Below are 17581 nucleotides of genomic sequence, written 5' to 3' on the forward strand. Positions count from 1 at the left end.
GATGTTCAGGATCGAGACTACTCCCGGCCAGGGCGGAATCGAGAATCCAGTCTCGTTCGGCGCCACGACGCTCCAGTTCCAGGCGATGAACCAATCCAATTCCAACGGCACATCCGCCGTTTGCCCGGACACATGCTACTACGCGTTGCCTGGCACCGGGGGAGAAACTTTCGGTGGGATGGATCTGAATGAGGACGGTGCTTGTTCCGGGTTCCTGTCGCCCTACGGATATTGCGGTGGGTATTGCTATAACCAGCCCGAGATCGGATCGGGCGCAGCCCGAAAACCGGTTGCCCCGCCCGCCGATTGCCGGGGGTGCCCTCCGGTCCAGACCTACAGTGCGTGCCCCGAAGGCTACCTGCCCTACCAAGGGGACGACGAGCCGGGTGGATACTGCTGCGCGATTCCCGGGATCGACTACGAGTGGATCGGTGAAGAGCCATTCCCGTTCCCAGTCAACGCCTTTCCGTACAGCACCTCATCGTACGGAGCGTTCACGATTGATCACTGCTCGGAGTTTAGCACAGAAGGCGATGTCGCCTGCTCGTCTCCTCCGTGCGGAGTAAACGGCACGCGAATTCCATCGGCGGCGTCCAGCGCGTGCTTCCCATGGGGCAATACTTCGATGGATGTGCTCTTCCCGTTCACCTACTGACGGCACGCGGGGAGGGCGGAGCGCGGGCCCTGACGGCCCGCGGGGACAAACGATCGCCGAGGCGAGGACTCTCCTCGATGGAGACATGGAGTTTCCGCCGCCTGCCACCGTCGAAACCGGATTCAAAATCCTGCGTCGCCTGGCGAGGCAGCGGGGGGATTCCTGTTTCCTGTCGTCGGCAACTGGTATGGGGCGGAATGTTTCGATGGGCTCTGTCCAACGCGAGCCTCTACGTCGTCTAAGACTTCGGGACTTTTGGGGTTGATTACTAAGAGACCCGAAAGATCCCGACGTCTTTGACGACGTACAGATTGATGCTGATGAACTTGAGATCACTGATGATGGCCATGCAAGTTCAACCAAATCTTCGGCAGGCAAATCGAGTATCGAATCTTCCCCTGCGCAAGGTGGTCGCCGTGCGGGCTGGAAGTCAGACAACCGCTGATCGCTTCTGCCTGATCGCTCCGGTCATGTTCCCCACCCATCCGCGGCAATCGAGATCCTTCTTGGCGTCCTGCTCGATGACTTTGAGCGCTGAGATGATTCGGAGCAGTTCGGCTCGGCACCGGCCGCCGGTGCTGTCCACGAGCACGGCAACTTGGGTCGCGTGCCAAATCTTCATGGTCAGAGTGCTTTCCTCTTGACCGCGCGCGACGCCCCAGTTGATCGTGAAAACGGTCGGTAGTGTTGCCTCGATGCTGGCCTTCTCGGCGGCCAGTTCACCCAGCGCTTCGTTCTTGGCGCTCCGGGGGCTCCCTCGCGACTCGCCATAGCCGTGGGCGATGACCGAGTTATTGCGGGTGAATTGCGCCTAGGCCGGCGGTGTAATGGCGCTCAGGATGAGAGTGAGTACTGCGATGAACCGAGTCATGAATCCTCCAGGCTAAGTTGTGAGCCCAGGGCCAATGCTTGCAGTGCGCCATCGAATTTCCATCCAGGCGGCCCCCCCGCCCAGATTGCGGGTGGTATTCATCTCGACTACAGCCTGCCATCGATGCCGGAGTAGATCAGGAGAAGTCGATTTTCCGGCTGAACAACGTGCCGACGCTGGTTCCCCCGCGGGAGCCGAGCCTGCCGACCCTAACCGGGTCGGCAGCTCTCGAATCGCGGAATGCGTTCGGCTCAATCGGCGTCGTCGTAGCCCTCTTTCGTGCCGCTCTTGACCCCGTCCCAGCCTTTCTTGGCCCCGTTTTTGGTCGCATCCAAAACCTTTTTGGTGCCGTCCTTGGTTTTGTCCCAGCCTTTTTCGGCTCCGTCCTTGGTTTTGTCCCAGCCTTCTTCGGCTCCGTCCTTGGTGCCATCCCAGAGCTTTTCGGCCCCGTCCTTCATGTCGTGGCCTCCCTCTGCGAAGTTGTTGCCATCGTCTTCGGCCAAAGCCAGCGGCGAGGTGACCAGGAGGCCGGTCAGAGCGAGTCCGTAAATTGCACTTCTATTCATTGATTTTTCCTCTTTAGAGTTCGAGACACATTCATTGTTTCACTTTCCATCGCGACGGAAAAGAGGTGCTCCGGCGAGGGCCGGTAGCAGTTCGTGGGCTTGATCCTTTGACGCTTTGTCCTTTGACCATTTGATTCCGGCCGGCGCGTGGGCACCGGCCGGTCACGATTCTTCGCGTGGCGACAGCCACCGGGGCCGGGAAATGCCACCTCGCCAAGCCCGGTTCTGAGCTGAGAGCACCTCGGCGCTAGGTGTCGATCCGGGAGCGAATGTATCGGATGTCTAAGCCCAGATTCTTGAATTCGGCCTGGCGACGGGCGAGCCGCTGGCGGAGGTCGAGAGACATGTCGTTTGTCCTCGTTTCGCTTGATGTAGCCGTGGCGGGTCATCGTGAGCAGGTAGGTTATATAAGGGGTGTTGGAGCGCATCGTAGGCTCGGACTTGCCTCTCGATCGGTCCATTCAGGATCTCTGGATCGGTGAGGTCTCCAGACACCCCGAGAGTCGCGAATCGGACCTCGCCGCCTATGTCGTACGGTGTGTCATTGACCCAAGTTTGCTGGAAGGTCGTGAGGTGCAGAAGGTAGCCCCAGACCTGCTGGAGGTTCGCAAGGTCTTGGTCCGAGGGCACCTCACTCGTCGTGATCGCGCTGATTGCGGACGGTCCGGCCTGCCCACGATCTGGATGGGGCTTGTCGGGGGTATTGATCTCGTTTGCATCGTAGTAGGTGGCCCCGTCTCGAGGTGCGTAAGCCGCAGCATGGGCGACGAGTTCCAGGGACATGCGGTGGATCTCGGTCCAGTGAGCGCGAATCTCCGCGTCATGGGCCTTGAAGAAATCCGCGACGTAATCGCCGATGAGATCCCAGTAGAGTCCCGCCAAGTGCGCATAGCGGTGCGAATCACACAGGGGAGCCCGGGGGCTCCAGCCCTTCGGGTTGCAGGTCGTGAAGCTGCGACTAGAGATCACACCGACCGAGGTGGGCGTCACGACGGAGGTTCTCGAGAGCAAGCCGTCGGGAGCTGTGATGTGTCAAGTAGCGTGAGACACCTTCGATTTGTTGCTGCGTAGCTTGATCTAAGCGTGCTCAATTCCGCGATCCGCCAGGTGCCAGTGAAACAGCGCCTGGAACTCATGTCCGCGGTCGGTGCGCACCATGTTGGTGCGAAACGGAAACTTCTCGACGACGTAGTCCATGAAGGCGATCGCGTTCTGCTGGGTGTGGCGGGTGTAGACCTTGAGCGTACGAATACGGGTCGCGTCGTCGATCGCGGTGTATTGGAAGCGCCTCACAGGCTTCCCCCGCTTCCTCTTCAGGGTCAAAAACGCAACGTCTACTTGCACATGATGGCCCGGCACCTGCTTTTCGTTCGTGTCGGAGATCGGGCCGACCGCAATGCCGACGTCTCTCGGGCTGTTCTACATCGACCACACGCTGAGCGATCGCCTGCGCGCCGAGTGCTTCAGGCCCGGGCCCACCGACGGCGTGCCGGCCCTCTCGTCGGCCGTCCGCTTCGACCACAACCCGATCGTCTACGATCTCGCGGGCGGCGGGTGATCGCGGCGCCGGCAGTCATCGCGTGAAAATGAATTTCTTCTCGATCTTGAGGTCTTTCCAGGTCAGATAGCGATTGTCTTCGTCGAACGGCACGCCGTCTCGACCTTGGGGCGACGTGTCGAACATCTCGGCCCATTCCGTTGCCGGACGGAAGAGCTTGGTCGGCGAATTATCCTCGATGCCGAACAGCGGATAGTACTTCGCGTCCACGAACAACGCGTTCACGCCACTCGACATGTGGTAGACGAGTTCGTAGCCCTTGCGCTTCGCCAGCTCGTGGTAGCTCTGAAGACTCGCCCCCGCGTAGTCCCGTCCGTCCCAGTAGTTCATGGGATGGAAGTCGATCACCATCAGCTGCGGAGGAGGGAAGCCGGCGTTGATCTCGACCATGACGACCTTCGGCCGGAAGTCGTGGAGGGCGCGCCACACGTAGTAGTCGTTGCTGTCGATGTCGATGACGAGCAGGTCGAGGTCTTTCGGTACGCCGGCTTCCTCGAATAGAATCTCGACGTTCCCCGGCCACACCCAGGCCTGCTGCGTCTTCACCTTCGGATAGTCGAGGTAGTTCTTTCGGAGCTGTCGGGCCAGCGGCTCCGATCCCTCGATCTGGAAGCTGCCCCAGCCGTGGTTCACAATGAGGTTGCGAACGTTACTGGCGGCCACGCCGTTGTGTGCCCCGAACTCGACGGCGTACTTCTCGGTGGGCTCAATGATCTCGAAGATCTTCTCGATCACGCCGTCTTCCCCAAACTGAGAGAACACCTGGCGCTCGTGCTTCTCGAAGTCGACGGCCTCGACCGGTACTTGGGTGGCGGCCGGTCCGGCGTCGGGAGCCGCGTTAGGGTCGGTGGTGGGCGCTTGGCAAGTGATGGCCGCCAGCGCCAGCGCGGCAAGCGTGGACTTTCGCCGGACTGGATCAACGAACACGCCGTTTTCTACTTCGGGGCAAATCACTTGTCTAGCATGTGTTCGGGTTCAGAGACGGTTGGACCAAATAGGTCGATGAAATAAGAGACACTCCCCGACCAAAGGGAAGGAGAGTCTAATGCGTAAGAGCGCGAGTCCGTCTACTACTCTCTGCAAATGACCTTTGTCGTCTTGCCTGCGCAGGTGGCGGCCGTGCCGTTTCGTTCCGCAAGTGCGTCGCCCATGAAGAGATCAATCGGCCCGACGACCGTGGTGGGCAGAGCCCTGTCCTGCATTACGATTTTAAACGCGCGCTCGCCGCTGACCCGCGCGGGCTTGAAGATCACCTTGGTCGCGCGATCGTCCGAGGTGCAGACGATTCCTCCGTTCGAGCGCATGTCGCACTTGTCGGGCGAGAAATCGTACGACTCATCGACCAGGAGTCCGTCCGAAATGTTCAGACGAAGCCCGGTGAAAAGGTTGAGGACGTCTTCGGAACCGCTCAGTCCCGTGAAGAGCGTCCCGCGGATGTTGATCCGGCCAGAGGCCGGCTGCTTGGTTACGATCTTCGCACGCCGAATTTGAATCTCTCCGTCGATCTGCTCGTACGAGGGAGCGTAGAGGAGCTTCACCTGTTCGAAGGCATCTTGACCAATCGTGGCTCCTGCCAGGCGGCCAGGAATGTCGTCGGCGCGCGGATGGATGCCGCCGTAGATTCTCGAGAGACTACACTCGTCCGCGGCATCGAAGTACGTGGCCCAACGGAGCGTCACGTCGACGCTGGGTCCGTCTTCGAAGACGAGGAACTCGTCCGCGGGTGCGAGGAACTGACCGAAGCCGCCCGGGAAGAATGCATCGCCGGTAAAGGAGGTGAGCACCTGCGCTGCAGCACGACTGAACGTACTGTGCCCCGAGACGTAGCCAGCGAAGGGCGGGGTCACGAAGCTCGACCTTTGGTACGGCCACCAGTCCTCGACGAGGATCCACCCGACACCAGCGATCGTCGTTTCGGGATCGGATATGTAGCTTGGAGCGCGCCAGGCCTTTGCCGCAATCTTGCCGATGCTCGCCGTTCCGAGATGCGCATGGCGCTGGCCCGGCGCCGTGCTCAGAGCCGTCACGAGTTCGACGCGCCCAGGAACCAGCTCGATACCGTCGGGGTGATACGATGCTTCCCCCGGGTCGGTACGCTGGCCGAGATCCGCAAGCATTCAAATCGCAGAAATCGGGCGAATGTAGTCGTACCAGCCCTTCATCCCCCAAGCGGAGACCGCGGCGGCGTGCATCGCACCGCCCAGGACGGGGAAGACCATGCTCGCTACCGCCCTGGGCGTCGATCTCTTGATCGTCGACGAACTGGGCTTCGTGCCGTTTGACCGCCAGGGCGGCGAGCCCCTCTTCAACCTACTCGCGGCTCGGTACGAGCGCCGGTCGACGATCCTGACCACGAATCTCGCTTTCAGCGAGTGGGTCCAAGTCTATGGCGACGAGAAGATGACGACGGCGCTGCTCGACCGACTCGGGCACCACGCCGACATCCTGACGACGAAAGGAGACTCTTACCGGACGAAGAACAAGGCGAAGACCGAATCCTAGATCGAATCTACGAGCTGGGAGTGGGTCCGTTTCTGATTGCCGAATGGGTCAAAAACTCGGCGTTGGGAACACTCTTGGACAGTGCTGGCCGACGGGGCCGTGGTCGCGCCGACGACCTGACCCGATCGCAGTAGGACTGCCGCGTCCTCGCTTTGGGTGCCCTGCGCGGCCGGCCCGGAATTGCAGCCGAGAGTGTAGCCACAGACGCTCGCCAGGAGGAACTCCCGCATGCCCCCCCAAGGCACGCCACCCGCCTGCAGCCCGAACCGCGCCAATCCGCACCCGCTGGCCAGGCCCACAGACGGCATCTGGATGTTGCCAGACTGCGGCCCCCCGGTAACTCGACGCTACCGCGAGCCTCTCGGGCCTCATAAAAGCTGAGTTAAATCAAATACTTTAACGTTGGCTCGCTCTTTGGATATCCACTGCCCCACATAAAGCGCCCGCCGAGTTCCTTCCGCACCGAAGAGGCTCCGGCCGCACCGGGAAAGGGAACGAAACCATGGATTCGAATCACGTAAAGAAATCAGGGCGCGCCAGCGCCGCCAACTCGCTGCCGGCAAAGTACCGCGGCCGCCGTCGTTACGACGGCGGGGCACTCCTGCGCCTGCTCCTGTTGCTTCCCACCATACTTGTCGGACTGGCTGCCCAACCCGGCCTGGCAAGCGGCGCCGTCGTTCGGGTCGATCTTGGCATCTTCGGCGGCCGCGCCACCGACCTCGATGCCTTCACCGACTACCATGGAGACACGCGAGTGATCGCGGCGGTCGAGGGAGACGGGGCGGGAGTTCTCCTCAACGGCGCCGTAACGCGTTGGACCCCGATCTTCTTCGGGCGGCCCGGCGAGATCCAGGAGGTCGAGGCGGACCGAACTACGGGAGGCTCCGCGACCGACATCGTGTACGCCCTGCTCTACGACGGCCGGGTCTTCACCAACCCATCAGCCGCCTACAGTCCCTCGTGGTCGCCATCGGCCTGGGCGCCTTCGACCGGCGGCACCACCCTTGTGGGCGAGTACGGCACGACGCTTCTCGGCCATTCGACCGGCACCTACCTGGGCACCGCTTCTGGGGCGCTCTATCGCACGATCGACGGTGGCACGAACTGGACGCTCCTGGCCACGCCGAGCGCCGGAAACCGGATCGTCTCCATCGCCGCCCACGTCGACCACACGACCGATCCGAGCCTCTGGGTCGTGGTCGACGTCGCAGGCACGCCCGAACTCCTACCTCTCACCTACTCGAGTTCAAGTCTGAGCTACACAACCGGAGCGGCCATTACGGTCGGTGGCAGCGGCGGGGTCTTCGAACGGGTCTTCGTCTATCCCGACACAACGATCGCAAATGCGCCCCTCCTCTTCGTCACCGGCGACTCTCCGAGCGAGAGTGTCTACCGTGGCACGTCGGGGGGATCGGCGTGGTCAACGATTACTTCACCACGCCACTATTTCCAGCACATGGCCTTCGACTTGGCGCATGCACGCATCTATGCCGCGTCGGCGGTTTCCAACGACCTGGGCCTCACCTTCACGACACTTCCGACGTACGCACGCCTGCGCGGCGACATTCACCCGAACGACGGAACCATGGTCGTAGATCCCAACAATACGGATAGGGTTCTGTACGCCAGCGACTGGTTCGTCGGTGAATACACGATCACTGCGGGGACTTGGGCGGCCAACGGGGAATTGGCGGCAAATCTCGGGGTGATGGCAGTTCTGGTTCAGGACATGCACCAGATCATGGACACGAGTTCGACCAAGGAGACGTTCATCTTCGGCGGCAAGGCCGGCATCGGCATTTCGAACGATTTCGTGAGTCACTCCGGGGCCTTCCCTTCATGGAGGTTTCCCATCTATCCACAAGACGACGGCGCGCCGATCAGCGCGACACGACTGCAAGACTACGACGGTGACGGCGCGACGATGGAAAACGTCTTCGCGGGCAACAACTCGGGTCGCGTGTACCGGTCGACCACGCAGGGACGCTTCGCGCTCAGCTACACCCGCGTATTCGATCCACTCGTAGACGCCGTGGGCTACTACGAAGACCCCGACCGCATCGAGGTCCGCGACATCGTCGAGGACCCCAGTTCGCTCGATGACATGTACTTCGGCTTCGGTGACTGGGACACCGGCCGGGTGGGCGGCGGTGTCGCCTGTTCCACCGACAACGGCGCGACGTGGTCCATCGACCCTTCCTGGGTGGCTCTCGCAGACCCGATGAAGGTCAACGCTCTCCAGGTGACCAACACCAAGTTGTGGATCGGGGTGGGCAAAGATGACGATTCCGACCCAAACCACCGGGGACTCTATTACAAGGGCGGTAGCTTGGCGGGCTGCGGCACGGGCACTTTCTACGCGGTCTCCACGGGCACTGCGATCGATTCCGCGATCGTCTACGACCTGGGTGGGCCCACGACTTCCCCAATCTACGTTGCCTCCTCCGCCGGCCTCTTTCGGGGAGAACTCTCGAGCGGAGTCTGGACGTGGACCGACATCTCGGGCTCTCTGGGGTTGCCCACGGCGTCGCCCTGGCGGGCGGTGACCTACAATCCATCTCCAACCAGTCCTTGCGCCGAAGAGTTCTACGGTGCCACCGGCGACCAGATCTTCCGGATCAGGGAATGCGGTTCGGGCTACGTCTCGACCCTGATCTCGCCCGCGCCCTTCGAAGACGTCCACGCCCTGCTCTGGGACGAACTCGTGGTCGGCACGGCCGGTGGACTCTGGAGCCTGGGCCACGCCAGCAAAGATGTGACCAGCTGTCGGGCCTCCTTCGACAAAGCACGCGACAAGTACATGACCGACGCAACGAAGATCGGGCTGGGCTGTCGGGTGCGGGAGCTCGAAGGAGGGGGGACGTGTCCAGATTCGGTCGCTACGGCCTCAATCGCGAAAGCCGAGAGTCGGATCGATCTTTCCAAGAAGTGCAGCGACGGTCTCGTCGCCGGTCTTTCGGATTCCTGGGACGGCCTGTGTCGGGGCGTAGCCAACGTCGAAGATCTCGAAACCTGCCTGGTGTCGCAAGTCGATGACTCGGCCGAGGAAGCTCTCGCCGGGTACTTCGGTGCGAGCGGGACTACAACCGCGACGTCCGACGGTTCTTGCGAGGAGTCTCTCGGAAAGGCCTACGGTAGGGTCCTGAAGATCGGCCTCAAAGCCATCTCGAAGTGCGAGCGGAAAATCGACAAGGACAAAGAGACGAATTGTCCGAATGCGGAGGTCGAGGCCCTGATCGCAAAACAGGGCACCAAGGCCCTGCGCAAGATCAGCCGGTCCTGCACGGATGCCAACGCAGTCGCCCTCGAAGCCCGCGGACTTCCCGACGGTTGCGTGGGGGTGAATACCGTCGCCTCGATGCATGCGTGCTTGATGGATGCATCGGGCGAACTCATCAGTGCACTCGTCTCGCCCGCGGAGACCGAGTTCTGATTCCACGCGAAAGTGAAGGACGGGTCGCGCGGACGAACCGTCCTCCGTGTCGGTGCGGGCGCAGAGCAGCAGGCGGCTCCCGGCTGCCTGCCTGCCCTGCGCCCGACGCCGGCAAATGGGCGCGCGCCTCTCCCCCGGGAGGCGCGCGTCTACCCTTGTCGGAGCCCCAGTCGCGATCAGGACTTGCGCAAGCCCAGGTCGCGGACCATGCGGGTCAGACTCGGGCGATGGATGCCCAGGACCTCGGCTGCCTTGCGCTGGTTCCCATCGCTTCGCCGCAAGGCTTCTTCAATCAGTGCCCGCTTGTAGGCGGTCAGCAGATCCGCCATCGACTCGTCTCCGAGGACGCTGCCGGCCAGGGATTCGAGATTGGACGGGCGTTCCCCGTCCGACCCGGGAATGCCCGCCGACAAGGGCCCACTCAGCCGCAAGACCGGACCGCTTTCGAGCACGAGAGCCCGCTCTACGACATTGCGCAGTTCACGGATGTTGCCCGGCCAAGCATGCCTTCGCATCTCGGCCAGTGCGCCGGCACTGACCTCGGTGATCTCGCGCCCAGTTCGCCGACCCAGAGTGCTCGCGAGGTGCGCGACCAGAGGTTCGAGATCGTCGAGTCGCTCGCGCAACGGAGGGAGGCGGATCGGCACCACCGCGATTCGGTAGAAAAGGTCCGCCCGGAAGCGGCCCGCCCTCACCTCTTGTTCGAGATCGCAATTGGTAGCCGCCACGACCCGAACATCGACCTTGCGAACTCGGTTGCTGCCGAGACGCTGGACTTCCCCCTCCTGAAGGGCCCGCAGGAGCTTCGCTTGAACCCCGAGGCTCAGAGTATCCACGTCGTCGAAGAAGAGGGTTCCGCCGTCCGCGATTTCGAAACGCCCCTCGCGAGCACGGTCGGCTCCGGTGAAGGCGCCTCGCTCATGGCCGAAGAGCTCGCTTTCGAGAAGCGCTTCGGGGAGTGCCGCACATGCGAGTTTGACCAGGACCCGGTCGGACCGTCGGCTGGCCCCGTGAAGCGTTCGGACCGCAAGCTCCTTTCCCGTTCCAGTCTCCCCGATGATGAGCACCGACGAATCGGTGTCTGCGACCCGACGGAGTTGAGAGAGGGCGCCGCGCACACCTTCACTCCGCCCGATCATCTCCGAGTCGGCGAAGTCCTGGTCCACCTCCGCTCGCAGGTAGAGGTTCTCTCCTTCGAGCCGCTGCTGCAGCGCCTGAACCTGGTCCATACGCCACGCGTTCTCCACTGCGATCCCGACGGTCCCGCCGAGATCGTACAGGAGTTGGACGTCGTCGGGATGATGCGATCTTCCGTCTGAACGACGACCGACCAGGAGTCCGCCAACCACACCTCCCGGAACACCCACAGGTACGACGACTTCGGCGCCCAAATGGCTCGCCCGGTCTGCGGCCGCCGGGGAACGAGGGTGACCCGCTTCGATTCCACCGACGTCGCAGAGGGCTGCGTGGAGCGGGTCACCCGGTTCCAGGTCGATTCGCAGCCGACCGGGCAATGGATCAACCTCCTCGAGGGTGCCGTCGGCTCCCCCGCGCACGAGGCAGAGAGGCGCGTCGTCGAGCAGCAGACCGACGTCGCGGCGCAGGAAGGCCACCAGTGCTTCGCTGTCCCGAAGCCGGCCGACTTCCGAAGTAATAGAGCGCAGCGATTCCCGGGTTCTCTTCTCCTGCGGGAACAGAGCCTCCTCGACCGCCTGGTCGACGCGCGAGTAGAAGCTCGTGACGATCGGCACCGCGCTGGTGGTGAGCAAGGTGATCCCACCGGCCACGGCCCAGGCCAGGCTGGGTCTCACCCAAAGCTGGAGGACGACGAGCAAAATGAAAAGGAGTGCGAGCGCCCCCATCAAGAGACCGCCCCGAGCGAGCAGGTGTCGAGCGTCCCGGTCGAGTTCGAAGAGGTCGTAGCCCACCATCCCGTAAGCGAGCGCGACGGCGAGAAAAGATATCGGGAGAAGGAAGAGCCCCGGCGGGAGGTAGATCTCGACCAAGCCCCAGGTCGTACCGGCGAGGCTGACCGAACCGATGAGGAAAAGACCCGTGCTGGGAAGAACGAGGCGTGCAACATTGCGGGCCGCCAGGTCTTCGTGCTGCCAGGCGGCCGTGATGAGATTGGCCAAAAGGGTGAAGAGGCAAAGAAGAATAAAAACGACCTCGATACCCTCGAGATCGAAGAGAAAGGTCGCCCTGGTTTCGAAGGCGTAGCCGAAGACCACCCAGAAGAGGGTCGAGACACCGTAGATGGCGACGAGTGCCCCACGGGGCCAGCGCGTGAGCGGCCACCTCTCTCGCGGAAACTGCAGGGCGAAATGCAGGAAGGCGGGCAAGCCGACCGCAGCGAAAAGGAACGAGAACGGGGAATACGCGTGCCCCAGGAAATAGTCCGGGAGCAAGAACGCGAAGTTCCCGGCAAGCCCGATGACCGTGGCGGCCAGAACACGAGCGGTCGCGATGTCCGGCTGGGCAAGAGATGGGATCGCCCCTCCCAGAAGGAAAAGGATCCCCGCCAGCGAGACGGGCAGATAGATCCCGAGGATGTCTTCGATACCGAAGTCGGAGACGACCAGCGGCACCCGCAGGATCCGGCCATCACGCGTGCGAAAGACGTGCTCCACCTCCGTGCCGGGCCGAAACTCACCCAGTATGGAGAAGATGTCATCGGCCTTGCTTAGAGGGTGGCCTGCGACTTCCACCAGGCGCGTACCGGGTACGACCTCGCGCAAGCGCGGATAGGCTTCGGGAGAGGCAAGGACGCGCGGCCCGACATCCCCGGTGGCGAAGAGAGCCAGCCCCGACCATCGCTTTCCATACGCCTCGGCCAGTGCGAAAATTCCGAGCGCCAGGGCGAGCGCGCTCGCCAACAAACCGAGCCCCACCAATCGCCGCTGCCGGGCGCGCGAAGCGCGATCCGGCCCCGTCGTTCCGGTCGCCTCAACCATTGAAGCCAATTCTCGTCCCACGAGCCCTGGGAACTACCGCAGAGGCGAAGGCGAGCCAAGCGGGACATGCCCTACGACCACGGCCATGTCCCGCTGCCGAGCGATCGCACCCCAAGGCACGCGAGAGAAGAGGCTTGACGCCCAGCACTCGCGCCCCCCCCCCCCCGCTCCCGGAACAACGGAAGAGCGCTTTCGCGCAATTCTCGGCCTCAGGGATCAATCCGCTGAGCACACACCCGCCGCCCTCGTCCCCGATTCGCCGATAGCCTGGGTGCTCGAGCCGTCGCTTCCGAACAGGAGCAAGCTCCTCGCTACATCGCCGATACAAGGGGCGGGGCGTGCCACGAGAAGCGGGTTTCGGCCTCATACGAGAAACCTTAACCTTCCCAGGCAGGACGCACGCGCCCGGGCCCGGGCAACCCGATGTCCCCGGAACGACCCGCCCCAAACCATGGAAGCCGCCAACTCTGCGGCGCCCCTTTTCCCCTCTCCTCCATTTGCTCCCGTTCGGCGGCACCCGGCCGGCCGAGGCTGGACAATTGGAGACAGGAGGCCCGTCCCCCGCCCTTGGATCATGAACCCTGAGGGGCGCTGTTGTTTTCTACCATCGGCCGTCGTGATCTAAACCAGAGCGCAGATCTCACCTCGTGGAGGACCGTGGAATGATCCGATTGATTTGGCAGCTCTATACCGGCGGAATTGTTATTTTTTTCCTGATCTTTTTGATCGGAGAAGAAATACCCTTCGTCTCGGCCTTGATGAACGCCCTCTTCTGGCCTGCAGGCGTGTACCGACTCTACCTCTCCGGCGCCTGAGGCCGCGGACCAGCGCCTCACGAGCCCGCCTCGCTCGAAGCTCGGGCTCATTGCTCCTGCTTCGCCCATCGTTCGAAAACAGGAGTGCCCAGGATGAGTCCGGTGCAAAAGCGGAGGATCAAAACCTCCGATGGAGTGGAACTGAACCTTCTCGAGTCCGGAACAGGCCCCGCACTCTTGCTGGTGCACGGCTGGTCGCAGACTGCCGCGCTCTTCCGCCCCCAGCTCGAGGGTCTCGCATCGCACTACCGGGTACTCGCCCTCGACTTGCGAGGCCACGGCGAATCCGAAAATGCACCCTCGGGCTACCGACTCTCCCGGCTGGCGATGGATGTCCACGAAGTTCTCGAACAGCTCGGTCTCGACGCGGTGCACGTCCTCGGCCACTCCATGGGGAACGCAGTGTTCTGGAGCCACTGGGAGCTCTTCGGTCGGGATCGATTCACCAAGATGATCATCGCAGAAGAACCCCTGACTCTGATGGCACGGCCGGCCTGGTCCGCGGAAAAACGAGCGCAAGCGGGGTGTCTGGCTGAACCCGACGAGATGGCGCGCAACTGCGATGCACTCGAAGGAGCAGATGCCGAGGCCTTTGCGGCAGACTTCGTGGAAGGCATGCTCAGTTCAAGGGTCTCGAAAGAAGATCGGCGCTTCATCGTAGAGCAAAACCTTCTGCTCCCCCGGCCTGCCGCCTCCGCCCTCTTGCAAAGCGCTTCCACCGATGACTGGCGTGACCTCGTACCCAGGATCGATATCCCCGCCCTGATCATCGCGGGAAAGGCCAGTCTCGTTCCAACCGCGTCCCAGCGATGGATCCACCGCAACATCAAGGGCTCCAAACTCATCGAATTCGAAGAAGAAGAAGGTGGATACCACTTCATGTTTTGGGAGAACCCCGAAAAGTTCAACCAGTGCGTGATCGACTTCCTCGGCGACTAGCAGCGGTAAGCTCCCTGCCGATGTTGCCAGAGACGAACGCCCGCGGTTGCGACTCGTGGCCTGTCGACGCCGTTCGAGGAACTATTCAGACGAAGTGCAGAAATCACAGACTCGATGTGCAGCTCCGTGCAGCAGGAAAGGACTCTTCGCCCCCCTCCGGGCGCGGATCCTGAAGACTGTGGGGCCCAGAAGAGGCGCGTTGTCATGCCCGGGGCGTGCGCGGCCTGGCCGCAAAGCGGCTGCGCGTTTTTCCGGCGAAAGAGAAAAATGATCTCACTCTGGCAAACCAGCAGGAGCTCTCCGTCGCCCGCGATCCGCCGGCTGCGGCGAACCATTGCCGCGCTGGTCACGATGACGCTCGCCAGTTGCGACTCGGGCCACAAAGGTCTCGAGGGAACACTCTATATCTCTATCGGCCTGGCCGACAATCAGTCTCTCAACGAGGAGATCATTGCGAGTAAACGCAAGCGAGCCAACATTTCTCTGCAGGCCTTTCAGCGCGAACACCCCGAAGTGAGCTTCCAACTGCAATTCTATCCCGAAGGGGAACTCTCGGAGGAGATGAAGGTACGCGACCGCAGCGGGCAAGGGCCCGACCTTTTCCTCATCAACGCCGAGACCGCACGAACCCTTCGCCGTAGCGGCCTGACTCGCCCCTTCGAGCCCAAAGCCCAGACCATCGACGAAATCCAGCCGGCGGCTCTCCAGCCGCTTCAGGAGGGAACAAACGCCTACACGGCACTTCCCTTTGTCTTCGAACCGCAGTTGGCCTGCTTCAACAAAACCCAGATAAAGCAATCGCCAACCACCCTCGATGACCTACTGAAGGTCAGCGACACGACGTTGGGGATCGGTCTTCCACTGGACGTATCCGCTCTGTATTGGACACTCGGAAGTCTCGGAGCACAAGAGAGCTACGCCAAGATCGTCCGCAGTCAACGAGTCGATGCCGCCGCCAGAGAGCAACTGCTCCATTGGTTGCGCTGGCTCCAGCGCGCCAACACCCACGCCGGAATGTATTTCTACATGGACACCCAGCGAATGATGGACGATTTCGCTAGTGGGAAACTCGCCTGGATCGCGTGCCGGAGCCCCTTCGTCGGAAAATTCGAGAAAGAGCTGGGCAAAGACTTCGGGGTAGCTCTTCTGCCCCGCGGCCGGGGAGGCAGGGCGTCCCCGCTCAGCGACATGCGCGTCTGGGCCCTCGGGACAAATTCGAGCGCGAACCAGGAACACATCGCTACGGCGCTGGCCTCCTTCTCTCTCAACCCACTCGCTCAATTCCGAATCTCGCTGAATTCCGACGAACTGATCCCGGTCAACCGGAAGGTCGTCATCCCTGTCAATCGCTCCAACTTCCTGCGGACGATGGAAAGGTCCCATCTCGACTCACCCGCCATGAGCGCAGATCTTCTGACCTACCTGGGTGACGTGGAACTCCAAGAGCAGTCCGACAAAACCATGGTCGGACTTCTGTACGGCGACCTGCAGCCCGAGCAGGCCCTAGAAAAACTCCTGAAGCTCGCAGACCCGCAACGGAAACAGAGCCACTAGATGGATCAACTTCTTCACGAGATTCGAGGCTGGCTCGGCTACCTCGAGCGCGGGCCGGTGGTCTTACAGATTCTGGTCGTCTTCGTTCCCATTGTCGGAGGAAGACTGTGTCTCCGGCGCTTTCGTCCGCGCACCCCGCTGCGCATCCTCACCCTGAGCGCCGTGCTCGTCGTCATCGCCGCGCTCACCGCCCTGCTCGCCCTCACCGAGCAACCCTATGGGCTCAGCCTCTTCTTCCTCGAGTTCTGCATCGTCTGGTACGTCCTGCGACTGCTTACCGTTCTTCTCGCGCGTCGCCTCAGCGCGCGGGAGTTGCAACGACTGGACGCTGGAATCCTCCGACCCCTCTTTTACATGACGGCCGTCCTGGCGCTGATCCAGCATCTCGATAGCCTGCAGGAACTCGCCATCATTCCGATCACCGAAGTTTTCGGCGCATCACTCAACCTAGGACAGATCTTCACTTTTCTGGTCGCCGTCTACTTTGTTCTGATTGGATCGCGGCCCGTCGCCATCGGCCTCGCCTGGGTGCTCCAAAAAGCCTTCGCACTGGAAACGGGCTCTCATCGCGGCGTCGAACTCTTGACCCGCTATTGCCTGATTAGCGTCGTCCTTCTCTGGGTCGTCTCCGACCTGGGCGTAAACCCCACCGGTGTCTTGGCCGTGACCGGCGGGCTATCGCTGGGGCTGGGCTTTGGCGTGAAGGAAGTCTTCTCGAACTTCGTGAGCGGCCTCTGGCTTCTGCTGGAGGGATCGGTGCGCCCCGGCGACATTCTGTTCATCGAGGGCGACCCCTGCGAGGTTCGCAGCCTCGGGCTGCGCGCGGCTCTCCTGTGGCGCAGTCGCGACAACGCCGAACTGTTGGTTCCAAACCAGATCTTCTTCTCGAGCCAAACGACGACCTACACCGGAACCGACCGAACTCGGCGCTCCGAACTCCAGGTCTCCGCAGCCTACCGACATGACCCGTCAATCGTTCTCGCCCTGCTCGAAGAGACTGCACGCAACGTTCCCGAGGTCTTGGAAACACCCGGCCCCAAGGCCCTGCTCTTGAAATACGGAGACTCGGCCGTCATCTACTCCCTTCGATTCTTCATCGAAGACCCAATGCGCAATATCCTGGTCTACAGCAACGTCGCCGAGGCCGTCTGGAAGGCATTCGACGAGAACGCCATCGAGATCCCGTTCCCCCAACAGGTGCAATACACTCTTTTCGGCCATCCCCAGGGTCCTCAGGCAGGCCCGTCGAAGAGGTGAACGGCTCGGTACCCCTTTTGCGCTCCTGTCGTGACCTGAGGGACAGCGTCGCCGACCGGCCCGGAATACAAACACCGCCCGCCGTGACCTGCCCGAATTCTTCGGCCCAATCGATCATTGAGAAATTGCCCCTGCCGTTTGGGTTGTCGTCTTCTTGAACTCCATCGGGGTCAGGTCGTCCAGGCTCGAGTGCGGCCGGACCTCATTGTAGTGAGGCCGCCACCGGGTGTTCGGGTTCAGCTGAAGTTGGACCAGTTGGGGGTTTGAAATAGGAGACACTTCCGGCCCAACCGGAAGGAGCACCTGATGGGTAAGGCAGAGAGTGCGGAGAAGGTCGTCCGCGACATTCAGCGCAAGACGAGACGCCGTTTTTCGGCGGAAGAGAAGATTCGGATCGTCCTCGAAGGACTGCGCGGCGAGGAGAGCATTGCGGCTCTGTGTCGCCGAGAGGGCCTGGCTCCGAATCTCTACTACCGC

Annotated in this window: 13 protein-coding genes and 3 pseudogenes; 9 read left to right on the plus strand and 7 right to left on the minus strand. The window is 62.1% G+C overall.

Features of this window, described 5'->3' with window-relative positions:
* Positions 1-655 (plus strand): hypothetical protein (locus P8R42_16940; GenBank protein ID MDG2306301.1); only part of this gene is annotated, 655 nt, incomplete at its 5' end.
* 430 nt (positions 656-1085) lie between these two features.
* Here P8R42_16940 and P8R42_16945 read toward each other — a convergent pair.
* The 4 genes and pseudogenes from P8R42_16945 to P8R42_16960 all read right to left on the minus strand — a co-directional run bounded on the left by P8R42_16945 (position 1086) and on the right by P8R42_16960 (position 3460).
* Positions 1086-1277 (minus strand): hypothetical protein, encoded by a 192-nt coding sequence (locus P8R42_16945; GenBank protein ID MDG2306302.1) that lies wholly within the window; start codon positions 1275-1277, stop codon positions 1086-1088.
* 500 nt (positions 1278-1777) lie between these two features.
* Positions 1778-2092, minus strand: a complete 315-nt coding sequence (locus P8R42_16950; GenBank protein MDG2306303.1) for a hypothetical protein — start codon at positions 2090-2092, stop codon at positions 1778-1780.
* Positions 2093-2374: 282 nt separating this feature from the next.
* Positions 2375-3082 carry a hypothetical protein gene (locus tag P8R42_16955; GenBank protein ID MDG2306304.1) on the minus strand — a complete coding sequence of 236 codons (708 nt, stop codon included), beginning with the start codon at positions 3080-3082 and terminating at the stop codon, positions 2375-2377.
* A 90-nt stretch (positions 3083-3172) separates the two neighbouring features.
* Positions 3173-3460, minus strand: a pseudogene (locus tag P8R42_16960) (DDE-type integrase/transposase/recombinase).
* 4 nt (positions 3461-3464) lie between these two features.
* Between P8R42_16960 and P8R42_16965 the strand changes: the two are divergent.
* Positions 3465-3650, plus strand: a complete 186-nt coding sequence (locus tag P8R42_16965) for a hypothetical protein (protein MDG2306305.1) — start codon at positions 3465-3467, stop codon at positions 3648-3650.
* Between the two features lie 15 nt (positions 3651-3665).
* On the opposite strand, the gene P8R42_16970 is transcribed toward P8R42_16965, so the two are convergent.
* On the minus strand, positions 3666-4577 hold the full coding sequence (locus P8R42_16970; protein ID MDG2306306.1) for a hypothetical protein: 912 nt from the start codon (positions 4575-4577) through the stop codon (positions 3666-3668).
* 641 nt (positions 4578-5218) lie between these two features.
* Positions 5219-5854: pseudogene (locus P8R42_16975) on the minus strand (vanadium-dependent haloperoxidase).
* Between the two features lie 7 nt (positions 5855-5861).
* Between P8R42_16975 and P8R42_16980 the strand changes: the two are divergent.
* Both P8R42_16980 and P8R42_16985 read left to right on the plus strand, forming a co-directional pair.
* Positions 5862-6152, plus strand: a pseudogene (locus P8R42_16980) (ATP-binding protein).
* Between the two features lie 502 nt (positions 6153-6654).
* Positions 6655-9585, plus strand: coding sequence for a hypothetical protein (locus tag P8R42_16985; GenBank protein ID MDG2306307.1), 2931 nt, complete (start codon positions 6655-6657; stop codon positions 9583-9585).
* 176 nt (positions 9586-9761) lie between these two features.
* Here P8R42_16985 and P8R42_16990 read toward each other — a convergent pair whose 3' ends face one another.
* Entirely contained in the window at positions 9762-12539 is a 2778-nt protein-coding gene (locus P8R42_16990) for a sigma 54-interacting transcriptional regulator (GenBank protein ID MDG2306308.1), read from the minus strand.
* Between the two features lie 662 nt (positions 12540-13201).
* Between P8R42_16990 and P8R42_16995 the strand changes: the two genes are divergently transcribed.
* From P8R42_16995 to P8R42_17015, 5 genes are all read left to right on the plus strand, one after another.
* Positions 13202-13354 (plus strand): hypothetical protein, encoded by a 153-nt coding sequence (locus P8R42_16995; protein ID MDG2306309.1) that lies wholly within the window; start codon positions 13202-13204, stop codon positions 13352-13354.
* A gap of 93 nt (positions 13355-13447) precedes the next feature.
* Positions 13448-14293: an alpha/beta hydrolase gene (locus P8R42_17000; protein ID MDG2306310.1), complete on the plus strand. Its 846-nt coding sequence runs from the start codon at positions 13448-13450 to the stop codon at positions 14291-14293.
* Positions 14294-14560: 267 nt separating this feature from the next.
* Positions 14561-15847, plus strand: a complete 1287-nt coding sequence (locus P8R42_17005; protein ID MDG2306311.1) for an ABC transporter substrate-binding protein — start codon at positions 14561-14563, stop codon at positions 15845-15847.
* Complete coding sequence (locus P8R42_17010) at positions 15848-17104, plus strand: mechanosensitive ion channel (GenBank protein MDG2306312.1); 1257 nt, start codon at positions 15848-15850, stop codon at positions 17102-17104.
* 306 nt (positions 17105-17410) lie between these two features.
* A partial coding sequence (locus P8R42_17015) for a transposase (GenBank protein ID MDG2306313.1) occupies positions 17411-17581 on the plus strand: 171 nt, incomplete at its 3' end.

Source organism: Candidatus Binatia bacterium, from assembly GCA_029243485.1.
Taxonomy (GTDB): Bacteria; Desulfobacterota; Binatia; order UBA12015; family UBA12015; genus VGTG01.